The organism is Burkholderia sp. B10 (genome assembly GCF_004368385.1).
GTDB classification, from domain to species: Bacteria; Pseudomonadota; Gammaproteobacteria; order Burkholderiales; family Burkholderiaceae; genus Burkholderia; species Burkholderia vietnamiensis.
In genome coordinates, this window is sequence record NZ_PQMX01000115.1 from 1 (window position 1) to 11,635 (window position 11,635).

The window sequence follows — 11,635 nt, forward strand, 5'->3', positions numbered from 1 at the left end:
GCTCGGGGCTCGGGGCTCGGCACTCGCGACCCGGCGCATCCACGTCGACGCTTCACGAACCGCCTAAGGCATTGCAAGTGCGGCAACCAGCGCGATGCGCCGCGCCGGCCAGCAAACCCTGCACCCGCAGCGGCGCAAAACCCGCGCAACGCGCGTTACGAAGCCGACGCGCGAGCAAACTCAGCCGTTGCGCCACCCGGCGGCAGCGCACGCTCCGGCGCTGCATCAATCTGCACGGGCTGCGTCAACAGATGGCGCACCGCACGCTCCAGCGTGTCGACGCCGATCGCTTCCACCGTCGCACCGGCCCGCAGAATCATGTGCGGCACGCCGACCGGATGCCAGCGCAGATACTTCTCCGGACGGTCCTCGAACAGCGCGGCGACCGGCACACCGAGCGCAGACGCCAGATGCACCGGTGCGCTGTCGGCCGACACGATCACGTCGAGCAGGCTCGCCGCCGCCATCATCTCGGCGACCGACGGCGGCGCGACGTGCCGCGCGTCCACGTCTCGCCACGCGTGCGCATCGGCATCGTGGGCGGCCGACACGACCGGATCGCGGAACACGATCACATCGGCGATCGCGCCGAGCCGCCGTGCCAGCTCGCACCAGCGGTCAGCCGGCCAGCGGCGCTCCGCCGCCTTGTTCGACACGAACAGCCCGACACGCGGTTTGGCGCGCGGCCCGAGCAGTCGATGCCAGGTGTCTTGCAGCGCACGATCCGGATAAACGGACAGCGCGAGACCGTCGAGGTTGGTATGGCCGAGTTCCGGCACGAGCCGGAAGCCCGACAGTGCCTCATGGGCGATCGGCCGCGTCGCGACGTGATCGGGCTTGCGATCGTCGAATTCGGAGTCCGCATCGTGCCAGCGGCAGTCCTTGGCGCCGAGCTGGCGCGCGAACTGGATGCTGCTGCGGTGCATGCCGCCATTGGGCACGACGACGAGGTCGAACCGCAAGCGGCGCAGCCGGCGCACGAGCCGCAGCCGGTCGACGAACGCGCGCATGCGCCCAGGACGATCGTTGCGCTCGCATTGCCGGCTATACACGTAGGTATGGACGGTATGCACATGCGGGTTGCCGGCGAGGACTGCCGCGTTGTAGCGGTTCGCGACCACGTGCAGTTCCGCTTCGGGCCAGCGCTGCTTCAAGGCACTCAGAAATGCGGTCGTGCAAAGCATGTCGCCCAGAAAATCAATCCGGATCACGAGGATCCGGCCCCTCGGCTTACCGTTGGCCATCGATGTAATGTAGCTGTCGTTTTTTATCGTTACGGCCGGAGGAAGCCCCCGCCCTACCTGCTGCCCCTGGCGCGGCGCAAAGGCTCGCGGCGCCGCCGCTGGGTGGCGAGCGACCGATTGTATAGCGTCCGGATGACGGCCCCAATCCCTGCCCCGAACAAAACGGCCCGCTGCACCGCGCGATCGCGATGCAGCGGGCCGCAGGCGATCAAGCCGGCAACAAGGCGTTCAGTACGTGATTTCGACGACGCTGCCGCCGAACGTCGCGCGCAGCTCCGCGAGCAACGCGTCGCTCGGCTTCACGCGCCACGCATCGCCCAGACGCATTTCGCCCTGCGCGCGCGCGTTGCTGTAGTGAATCTGCACCGCGAGCCCGTTCGGCAGCGGCGCCTGCGGGCGACGGCCGCCGTCGCGCCCGCCGCCGCGCGGCGCGGGGGCGTCGACCACGTTGGCGGCGCCCGGTTCATCCTTCGACACGTGCGGCTCGAGCACGCGGCGCAGCACCGCCGCATCGGCGTTGCCGTTCATCGTCAGCCGCACCGCCTGCGCATAGCGGCTGCGCGCGCGTTCGAGATCCATCACCGTGTCGGCCGTGAAGCGGATGCCGCCGGTGAACGCGTCGTTACGCGCCTGCCCCTGCACGATCAGCAGCTCGTCTTCCTTGAACAGCGCCTTGTTCGCCTCGAACTGCTCGTTGAAGATCGTGATTTCGCACTGCCCCGACCCATCGTCGAGCAACGCGATCAGCATCTTGCCGCGCTGCGTCATCTGCGTGCGCAGCGACGCGATGATGCCCGCGACGAGCTTGTCGCGGCCTTCCTTCAAATCACCCACCTTCTGCCGCACGAACCGGCGCACTTCGTCGCGATACGCGTCGAACAGGTGGCCGGACAGGTAGAAGCCGAGCGCGCCCTTCTCTTCCTGCAACCGGCGCTTGTCGTCCCACGCCGGTTCGTCGACGAGCGCGTGCGCGTGCGGCGACTCGGCGCCCATGTCGAACAGGCCGGCCTGCATCGCGTTCGCAGCGGCCTGTTCGGCCGCCTCCATTGCAAGCGGAACCGACGCGAGCATCTGCGCGCGGTTCGGGTTCAGCGAATCGAACGCGCCCGCGCGGATCAGCGCCTCGACCGTGCGACGGTTGACGATGCGCCGGTCGACCCGCTCGCAGAAGTCGAACAGATCGGCAAACGGCTTCTCCTCGCGCGCGCGCAGGATTTCCTCGATCGCATTCTGGCCGCTGCCCTTCACCGCGCCGAGGCCGTAGCGGATCGTGCGCGAACGCGTGCCGTCGGCCTGCGCAACCGGCTCGAAGCGGTAATGCGACTGGTTGATGTCGGGCGGCAGCACCACGAGGTTGTTCGTGACGCAATCGTCGAACAGGATCTTCACCTTGTCGGTGTCGTCCATCGCGAGCGTCATGTTGGCCGCCATGAATTCGGCCGGATGGTGCGCCTTCAGCCACGCGGTGTAATAAGCGAGCAGCGCGTACGCGGCCGCGTGCGACTTGTTGAAGCCGTAGCCCGCGAACTTCTCCATCAAGTCGAAGATCTCGTCGGACTTCTCGCGCGTGAGGCCGTTCTTCGCCGCACCTTCGGCGAAGATCTCGCGGTGCTTGGCCATCTCCTCGGGCTTCTTCTTGCCCATCGCGCGACGCAGCAAGTCCGCGCCGCCGAGCGAGTAGCCGCCGATGATCTGCGCCATCTGCATCACCTGCTCCTGATAGACCATGATCCCGTAGGTCTCTTTCAGGACGGGTTCGACGCGCGGATCCGGATAGTCGACCTTCTCGCGCCCGTGCTTGCGGGCGCAGAAGCTCGGGATCAGGTCCATCGGCCCCGGACGGTACAACGACACGAGCGCGATGATGTCTTCGAAGCGGTCGGGCTGCGCGTCCTTCAGCATGCCCTGCATGCCGCGGCTTTCCAGCTGGAACACCGCGACCGTGTTGGCCTTCTTGAGGAGCTGGAACGACGCCGGATCGTCGAGCGGCACCTGCGCGAGCGACCAGTCGGCCTTGGTCGGGTCGAGGCGACGGATGTAGCGCTCGGCCCAGTCGAGGATCGTCAGCGTCGTGAGGCCCAGAAAGTCGAACTTCACGAGGCCGACGGCTTCGACGTCGTCCTTGTCGTACTGGCTGACGACGCCGGCGTCGTCGCCCTGCGTGTACAGCGGACAGAAATCGGTCAGCTTGCCCGGCGCGATCAGCACGCCGCCCGCGTGCATGCCGACGTTACGCGTGAGGCCCTCGACGCGCTGCGCGAGATCGAGCAGCTGATGCACCTCGTCCTCGTTGTCGTAGCGCTCCTGCAGTTGCGGCTCTTCCTTCATCGCGTCGGCGATCGTCACGTGCTTGCCCGGCTTGAACGGGATCAGCTTCGCAACGCCGTCGGTGAACATGTAGCCGAGATCGAGCACGCGGCCGATGTCGCGCACGGCCGCCTTCGCGGCCATCGTGCCGAACGTGGCGATCTGCGACACGGCGTCCGCGCCGTATTTCTCCTTCACGTACTGGATCACGCGATCGCGGCCGTGCTGACAGAAGTCGATGTCGAAGTCGGGCATCGACACGCGTTCCGGATTCAGGAATCGCTCGAACAGCAGGTTGTAGCGCAGCGGATCCAGATCGGTGATGCCGAGCGCGTACGCGACCAGCGAGCCGGCGCCCGAGCCGCGGCCCGGGCCGACCGGCACGCCGTTGTTCTTCGCCCAGTTGATGAAGTCGGCCACGATCAGGAAGTAGCCGGGGAAGCCCATCTTCGTGATGGTCCCGCACTCGAATTCGAGCCGCTTGTAGTAGGTGTCGCGCTGCGCATCGCGCTCGGCGGCATCCGGGTACAGCTGCTCGAGGCGCTTCTCGAGCCCCTCCTTCGACAGCTGGACCAGGTAATCGTCGAGCGACATGCCGTCCGGCGTCGGGAACAGCGGCAGCTTCGGCTTGCCGAGCTCGAGCTTCAGGTTGCAGCGCTTCGCGATTTCCACCGTGTTCGCGACCGCCGACGGAATATCCGCGAACAGCGCGACCATGTCGTCCTGCGTGCGGAAGTACTGAGCGGTCGTGAAGCGCTTCTGGCGCCGCGGATTCGCGAGCATGTCGCCTTCGGAGATACACACGCGCGCTTCGTGCGCGGTGAAATCGTCCTCGGTCATGAACTGCATCGGATGCGTCGCGACGACCGGCAGCTGCAGCGACGCGGCGAGCGTCGCGGCCTGCTGGATGTAGGCCTCGGCGCCCGGCTGGCCGTAACGCTGCAACTCGATGTAGAAGCCGCCGGGAAACACCTCGGCCCAGCGCTGCGCGTGACGGCGCGCGGCTTCCTCGTTACCGGCCGCCAGCGCGAGCCCGATATCGCCTTGCTGCGCGCCCGACAGCGCGAGCAGCCCTTGCGACAACTCGCCGTCGAGCCAGCTCGCGTCGAGCTCCGCCCGGCCGCGGTACTGGTTCGTGAGCCACGCCTTCGACAGCAGCTCGCACAGATTCAGATAACCGGTCTTGTCCTTCACCAGCAGCAGCAGGCGCGACGGTTTGTCGCGATCGTCCGGATTCGTGATCCAGACGTCGCAGCCGGCAATCGGCTTGATGCCCTTGCCACGGGCTTCCTGGTAGAAACGGACGAGGCCGAACGCGTTGCCGAGATCGGTGAGGGCGAGCGCACCCTGACCGTCGGCGGCAGCGGCCTTGACGATGTCGTCGAGACGCACGATGCCGTCGGCAATCGAGAATTCGGAGTGAACGCGGAGATGGACGAAGCGGGGATCTGACATGGGCGATATTGTAGCCGCGTCGCCGCGACGGCTGCCCAAAAAATCCCCGTGCCTGGCCGTTCGGCCGATGCACGCGGCGCCATATCCGAACGGCCAAGTGTCGGAGCGCGACCGGTTTGCGGGATAATACGGGTTTTCGAATCACCGTCCCGGCTTCGCACCCTTTTTTGCGGGGCCGCCGTGCGTGCGCCGCACGGCCGCGGCCGTTTTCCCGTCGGACCATCATGACCATCGTCAACCTCGCCGCCTACCACTTCGTGTCGCTCGACGCGATCGAGCAATGGCGCCCGCTCGTCACCGCCCGCTGCAACGAACTCGGCCTGCGCGGCACGATCCTGCTCGCGCCGGAAGGCATCAACCTGTTCATCGCCGGCCCGCGCGAAGCGACCGACGCGTTCGTCGACTACCTCCGCCACGATCCGCTGTTCGAAGGCAAATTCGCGACGCTGCAGTTCAAGGAAAGCCTGTCCGACTCGCAGCCGTTCCGCCGCATGCTCGTGCGCCTGAAGCGCGAGATCATCACGATGAAGAAGCCCGCGATCAAGCCCGAACTCGGCCGCGCGCCGTCGGTCGACGCGCGCACGCTGAAGGCGTGGCTCGACCGCGGCCACGACGACGACGGCCGCCCGGTCGTGATGCTCGACACCCGCAATGCGTTCGAGGTCGACGTCGGCACGTTCGACGACGCGCTCGACTACCGGATCGACAAGTTCAGCCAGTTCCCCGAAGTGATCGACGCGAACCGCGCCGATCTCGAAGGCAAGACGGTCGTGTCGTTCTGCACCGGCGGCATCCGCTGCGAGAAGGCCGCGATCCACATGAAGGAAATCGGCATCGACCACGTGTACCAGCTCGAAGGCGGGATCCTCAAATACTTCGAGGAAGTCGGCGGCGCGCACTACCACGGCGACTGCTTCGTGTTCGATTACCGCACCGCGCTGAACCCGCAGCTGCAGCCGACCGAGAACGTCACGTGCTTCGCTTGCCGCGCGGTCGTCACGCCGCAAGCGCAGCAATCGCCGGACTACGTGCCCGGCAAGTCGTGCCCGGCGTGCGCGCAGGCCGCAGCGGCCGCGTAAGCACGGGCCGCTGCGGCTCCCGATGAACGGCTACCGCGGCCGCTTCGCGCCGTCGCCGACCGGCCCCCTGCATTTCGGCTCGCTGGTCGGCGCGCTCGCGAGCTGGCTCGACGCGCGCGCACACGGCGGCGCATGGCTCGTGCGGATCGAGGACATCGACGGCCCGCGCACCGTGCCGGGCGCCGACGACGACATCCTCGCGACGCTCGCGCATTTCGGCATGACGCCCGACGAGCCGCCCGTATGGCAAAGCACGCGCGACGCGCGCTATGCGGCCGAGCTCGAGCGCCTGCGCGCCGCGGGCCTCGTCTACCCGTGCGGCTGCACGCGCAAGGAAATCGCCGATTCGCTGCGCGCCGCGCACGAGCGCCATACGACGCTCGCGTACCCGGGCACCTGCCGCACCGGGCTGCACGGCAAACCGGCGCGTGCCTGGCGGCTGCGCGTGCCCGACGGCGCCGACGCAATCATCCGGTTCGACGATCGCTGGCAGCACGAGCAACAGCAGAACCTCGCCACCGAAGTCGGCGATTTCGTGCTCAAGCGCGCCGACGGCCAATGGGCGTATCAGCTCGCAGTCGTGGTCGACGATGCCGACGCCCGCATCACCCACGTGGTGCGCGGCGCCGACCTGCTCGATTCGACCGCGCGCCAGATCTACCTGCAACGCTGTCTCGGCGTGCCGACGCCCGCATATCTGCACGTGCCGGTCGTCGTCGATGCGAACGGCGAAAAGCTCAGCAAACAGACGGGCGCACTCGCGCTGGAACGCGACGATCCGTTGCCGGCGCTGCGTGCCGCCGCCGCACACCTCGGCCTCGCCGGCGACGGCGAGTTGGCGGGCGACACGCTCGAGTCGTTCTACGCGGCCGCAACCGCTGCGTGGGCACGGCGTTTCGGGCCGCGAAGCGCGTGATGCAAAGCGTGTCGGCGGCTCGCTGCGCGTAGGTCGCAGTCAGCGGCGGCTTGGTCCCTTCGAGAACGGCCTGCGGCGGACGTCGCAAGCCGCTTGTGGCATCGCGCGCCGACCCGAACGCCTCGCACACGGTTGGCAACCGCGCCGCCGTACGCCGCACTGCGGAGGACCGTCGGGAATTGTTGGGAACCGTTGCGCATCGCTGCGCCGCGCCGCCGCAAACCCTTGGCCCAATGAAAAACGGGTGCATGCGCGTCGCATGCACCCGTTGCTGCCACGGCGCTCGCGCGCCGCGGCGACTGCCTGAACCGACCGCTTATGCGGAAGGCTTGCGCGGCATGCCGAACCCGCCGAGCAGCGCGGCGACCTGCCGCTTCGGCCCTTTCTTCTCGGGCTGCTGGACGGACGTCGTCTCCTCGGGTTGCTGCGCCGGCGTCGACGGTTCGTACGGCTTCAGGAAAAAATCGTCGACCGGCGCGTCGTGGCGGCGATGATGACCACCGCGCTCGGCGCTGCCTGAACGACGCGCCGACGCGCCGCGATGCTCGTCGCGGTCGCGACGGCCGCCGCGCTCGCTACGTTCGCCGCGCTCATTGCGCTCGTCGTGACGATGGCGGGCCGGCTTGTCGAGTGCGAGCGTCTGCACTTCGAGCGGACGCTTGATCAGCTTCTCGATATCGGCGAGCTGCTTGCGCTCGTTCGGGCTGCACAGCGACAGCGCGTCGCCCGTCGCCCCGGCGCGGCCCGTGCGGCCGATCCGGTGCACGTAGTCTTCCGCGTTGAACGGCAGGTCGAAGTTGATCACGGCCGGCAGTTCGGCGATGTCGAGCCCGCGCGCGGCCACGTCGGTCGCGACCAGCGCCTCGATCTCGCCGCGCTTGAACGCGTCGAGCGCCTGCATCCGCTCGATCTGCGACTTGTCGCCGTGGATCGCCGAGGCCACCACGCCGTCGCGCTCGAGATTGCGCGCGAGCCGGCTCGCGCCGATCTTGCTGTTGCAGAACACGATCACCTGCTTGAGCCCGCGCCCGCGCAGCAACTGCACGACGGCCGCCTGCTTGTCGCCTTCGGCGACGTCGTAGACGATCTGCGTGACGTTCGCGTTGGTCGAGTTGCTGCGCGCGACTTCGATCGTCTGCGGGTTGCGCAGGTAGGTCGACGCGAGCTTCTTGATTTCCGGCGAGAACGTGGCGGAGAACAGCAGCGTCTGACGCTCCTTCGGCAGCAGGTTCAGGATGCGCTGCAGGTCGGGCAGGAAGCCCATGTCGAGCATCCGGTCGGCTTCGTCGAGCACGAGCATCTGGACCTGGCCGAGGTTCGCCGTCTTTTGCTGAACGTGATCGAGCAGGCGGCCCGGCGTCGCGATCAGGATCTCGACGCCGCGGCGCAGCTCGGCCATCTGCGGATTCATGTCGACGCCGCCGAACACGACCGCGCTGCGCAGCGCCGTGTGCTTCGCGTACGCATGCACGTTCGCGGCGACCTGGTCGGCGAGCTCGCGCGTCGGCGTGAGGATCAGCGCGCGCACCGGATGGCGCGCCGGCGACGCGCTCGTGCTGGCGTGCGGCAGCAGCCGCTGGATGATCGGCAGCGAGAAACTCGCGGTCTTGCCGGTGCCCGTTTGCGCGGCGCCCATGACGTCACGGCCGGCGAGCACGACCGGAATGGCCTGCGCCTGGATCGGCGTCGGCGTCGTATAGCCCTGCTCGACGATGGCTTTCAGGATATCGGGCGCGAGGCCGAATTGATCGAAGGTTGCGTCGGCAGGCTTGGCGACAGAATCGGACATGGTGGCGTTTCGCTCAAAAGGCGCGGCGGGGACATCGTGCGTCAGGCCGGCCGGGCCTGCGCTCATCACATTTCGGAAGTAGACGGAGCCGCGGCGCGCCGCGCGACGCCGCTCTGGCGCCCGGGGCCGGTTCACATCGAACATCGGGCGCCACAGGTCGTGCGGACTCCGTTCGGCGCGAATGCCGGCGGAAAGGGGCATATTGTAGCACTGAGCCGGAATCTGTCCGTGACAACGCTGCGAATGGGCTCCCGCGCCGGTTTGTCATGTACGCCGACAAGGCGTCGCGCGGGCAAAACATTCCGATCGGGCGATGGATGAGATTCGGGGCCGTATGGGGCTCGGTGGCTCGGTGGCTCGGTGGCTCGGTGGCTCGGTGGCTCGGTGGCTCGGTGGCTCGGTGGCTCGGTGGCTCGGGACTCTCGGGACTCTCGGGGGCGCTCCGGTCGCTGAGTCGCTGAGTCGCTGAGTCGCCGGGCCGCTGGTGGCGCTGGGATCGCTCGAACCCGCGCCGCTGCGGCCAGTCCCCGTCGCGCACCGCGCATGCCGCTGCGGTCACCTACCTTCGCGCACCGCGGCGCGCCAGGCCGATCAACCGCCCCCGCCGACCAGCAACCCCGCACCGTTCAACCCTTCTTCTTTTTCTTCTTGTCGACCTGCACGCAGTCGCCGAGCATCGGCGCGGCATTCGGATCGGCGATCTCGTCGCGCAACGTCGCCTCCCTGCCCTTCGTCCACCAGGTATAGCGGCCGGCCTGATAGCGCACGCCCGACCCCGAGACGGTGTCGACGAACAGCATCTGCTGCCCGTTGACCGGCACGAGCGCGAAGCTCTGGCCGTTGCCGGCGCGCCAATACGACACGCGCAGCGGCTGCTTCTCGTTCGCGCACTGGTACACGGTCGGCTGGCGCGCATCGGCGTCGATCTCCTCGACGGTCAGTTGCGCCGCATGCGCAGCCGAAGCAGCGGAAACGGCGGCGCCGGCCAGCGCCAGCGCGACGAAGGTTTGGCGAATCATGCTGGTCCTTGGATGAGACGGTGAGAACGCACGCACGCGGCGTGCGCTGGTCGGAGACGACGCGTCGACGCCCGACGCCCGGGCCATCATGGATCGATGACGTCGGCGCATGCGTCGGTCGGCGCGGCAGCCACATGACCGACCAGCGGGACGATCTTCAGCCCGGCCGATGCGATCCGGCACGGCGCGGCCGCGACGCCGCAGCCGGCCAGGCTCGCCAGCAGCGCGAGCGCGGCGCCGAGCGTCGCGATCCGACCGAGCCGTGACAATCTGGATGCCATCGCGCGCTCCCGGACGGTCAGCGCGACGACACGGGCCGCACGGCCGCCGCCGCGCGCTTCGCGCGCTCGCGGGCTTCGTCGACGTTCGCCCCGGTCGCGAGCGCGACGCCCATGCGCCGCTTCACGAAGCTCTCGGGCTTGCCGAACAGGCGCAGGTCGGCGCCCGGCACGGCGAGCGCGTCGCGCACGCCTTCGAACGCGATGCCGCGCTCGTCGAGGCCGCCGTAGATCACCGCCGACGCAGCCGGCGAGCCGAGCGTCGGATCGACCGGCAGCCCGAGGATCGCGCGGGCGTGCAGCTCGAATTCCGACTGGCGTTGCGACGCGAGCGTGACGAGGCCCGTGTCGTGCGGCCGCGGGCTCACCTCGGAGAACCAGACGTCGTCGCCGCGCACGAACAGCTCGACGCCGAACAGCCCGCGCCCGCCGAGCGCCTCGGTCACCTTGTGCGCGATGTCGCGCGACTTCTGCAGCGCGGCCGCGCTCATCGGCTGCGGCTGCCACGATTCGACGTAGTCGCCCGCCACCTGCACGTGGCCGACCGGCTCGCAGAAGTAGGTGCGCGTCGCCAGCGTGGCCGGGTCGATCGCACGGACGGTCAGCTGCGTGATCTCGTAGTCGAAATCGATGAAGCCCTCGACGATCACGCGCCCGTGGTTCACGCGGCCGCCGGCCATCGCGTAGTCCCACGCGGCCTTCACGTCGGCCTCGCTGCGTACCACCGACTGCCCCTTGCCCGACGACGACATCACCGGCTTCACGACGCACGGCATCCCGATCTTCGCGACCGCTGCGCTGAAGGCGTCGAACGAATCGGCGAACGCGTACGGCGAGGTCGCGAGCCCGAGCTCCTCGGCGGCGAGCCGGCGGATGCCCTCGCGGTTCATCGTGAGCTGCGTCGCGCGCGCGGTGGGGATCACCTCGGCCAGGCCGGCCGCCTCGATGGCCGCGAGCGCGTCGGTCGCGATCGCCTCGATCTCGGGGACGATCAGATGCGGGCGCTCGGCCTCGACCAGCGCGCGCAGCGCAGCCGCGTCGGTCATGTCGATCACGTGGGCGCGATGCGCGACCTGATGGCCCGGCGCGTCCGGATAGCGGTCGACGGCGATGACTTCGACGCCGAGGCGCTGCAACGCGATGATGACTTCCTTGCCGAGTTCGCCCGCGCCGAGCAGCATGACGCGCGTGGCCGAAGGTGAAAGCGGCGTACCGAGCCGCTGACCGATCTGCATGTGATTTCCCGCTGGTTCTGTTGGAGGACGAAACGGCGTCGATGTTAACACGCGCACCGTCGGCGCTTCGGCCCGTTTCGTCGCCGCGTGGCCGGCCCGGGCGGGCGCGAACGTTTTCGCGCACGAAGTGTCGGCTCGCCTCGCGCGGGGCCGGTGCGTTACTCTTACGCCTTGATCAGAATCCGTAGAGGAACGAGGCTCATGTCCCACCTGTCCGCCGCCCGCGCACGCACCGGCCTGCTTCGCCCGTTGCGCGCGCCGCTCTGCGCGTTGACGCTTGCCACGCTTCTCGCCGCCTGTGCGATGCCGACCC

At 68.5% G+C, this 11,635-nt stretch carries 8 protein-coding genes and 1 pseudogene; 3 read left to right on the top strand and 6 right to left on the bottom strand.

What is annotated here, in order from left to right:
* Positions 1-155: 155 nt before the first annotated feature.
* Positions 156-1,244: a glycosyltransferase family 9 protein gene (locus tag C3Y15_RS29890; protein ID WP_059461273.1), complete on the bottom strand. Its 1,089-nt coding sequence runs from the start codon at positions 1,242-1,244 to the stop codon at positions 156-158.
* Positions 1,245-1,472: 228 nt separating this feature from the next.
* Positions 1,473-5,006 (bottom strand): DNA polymerase III subunit alpha, encoded by a 3,534-nt coding sequence (dnaE, locus tag C3Y15_RS29895; protein WP_046424406.1) that lies wholly within the window; start codon positions 5,004-5,006, stop codon positions 1,473-1,475.
* Positions 5,007-5,230: 224 nt separating this feature from the next.
* Here dnaE and C3Y15_RS29900 point away from each other — a divergent pair, with 224 nt between their 5' ends.
* Positions 5,231-6,085: a sulfurtransferase gene (locus C3Y15_RS29900; protein WP_014723400.1), complete on the top strand. Its 855-nt coding sequence runs from the start codon at positions 5,231-5,233 to the stop codon at positions 6,083-6,085.
* 22 nt (positions 6,086-6,107) lie between these two features.
* On the top strand, positions 6,108-7,001 hold the full coding sequence (gluQRS, locus tag C3Y15_RS29905) for a tRNA glutamyl-Q(34) synthetase GluQRS (protein ID WP_059454394.1): 894 nt from the start codon (positions 6,108-6,110) through the stop codon (positions 6,999-7,001).
* 316 nt (positions 7,002-7,317) lie between these two features.
* Here the strand turns inward: gluQRS and C3Y15_RS29910 are convergent, their stop codons facing one another.
* From C3Y15_RS29910 to purT, 4 genes are all read right to left on the bottom strand, one after another.
* Positions 7,318-8,856, bottom strand: coding sequence for a DEAD/DEAH box helicase (locus C3Y15_RS29910; protein WP_011885601.1), 1,539 nt, complete (start codon positions 8,854-8,856; stop codon positions 7,318-7,320).
* Positions 8,857-9,416: 560 nt separating this feature from the next.
* Positions 9,417-9,809 carry an MliC family protein gene (locus tag C3Y15_RS29920; RefSeq protein WP_014723404.1) on the bottom strand — a complete coding sequence of 131 codons (393 nt, stop codon included), beginning with the start codon at positions 9,807-9,809 and terminating at the stop codon, positions 9,417-9,419.
* Between the two features lie 86 nt (positions 9,810-9,895).
* Positions 9,896-10,090 carry a DUF6726 family protein gene (locus C3Y15_RS29925; protein WP_011885603.1) on the bottom strand — a complete coding sequence of 65 codons (195 nt, stop codon included), beginning with the start codon at positions 10,088-10,090 and terminating at the stop codon, positions 9,896-9,898.
* 17 nt (positions 10,091-10,107) lie between these two features.
* Positions 10,108-11,322, bottom strand: coding sequence for a formate-dependent phosphoribosylglycinamide formyltransferase (gene purT / locus C3Y15_RS29930; protein WP_011885604.1), 1,215 nt, complete (start codon positions 11,320-11,322; stop codon positions 10,108-10,110).
* Positions 11,323-11,523: 201 nt separating this feature from the next.
* Between purT and C3Y15_RS29935 the strand changes: the two are divergent.
* Positions 11,524-11,635, top strand: a pseudogene (locus tag C3Y15_RS29935) (META domain-containing protein); the annotation flags it as partial.

Coding starts and splice junctions, on each gene's coding strand:
- purT (WP_011885604.1), bottom strand. CDS start 11,322: ATGCAGATCGGTCAGCGGCTCGGTACGCCGCTTTCACCTTCGGCCACG.
- C3Y15_RS29925 (WP_011885603.1), bottom strand. CDS start 10,090: ATGGCATCCAGATTGTCACGGCTCGGTCGGATCGCGACGCTCGGCGCC.
- C3Y15_RS29890 (WP_059461273.1), bottom strand. CDS start 1,244: ATGGCCAACGGTAAGCCGAGGGGCCGGATCCTCGTGATCCGGATTGAT.
- gluQRS (WP_059454394.1), top strand. CDS start 6,108: ATGAACGGCTACCGCGGCCGCTTCGCGCCGTCGCCGACCGGCCCCCTG.
- C3Y15_RS29910 (WP_011885601.1), bottom strand. CDS start 8,856: ATGAGCGCAGGCCCGGCCGGCCTGACGCACGATGTCCCCGCCGCGCCT.
- dnaE (WP_046424406.1), bottom strand. CDS start 5,006: ATGTCAGATCCCCGCTTCGTCCATCTCCGCGTTCACTCCGAATTCTCG.
- C3Y15_RS29900 (WP_014723400.1), top strand. CDS start 5,231: ATGACCATCGTCAACCTCGCCGCCTACCACTTCGTGTCGCTCGACGCG.
- C3Y15_RS29920 (WP_014723404.1), bottom strand. CDS start 9,809: ATGATTCGCCAAACCTTCGTCGCGCTGGCGCTGGCCGGCGCCGCCGTT.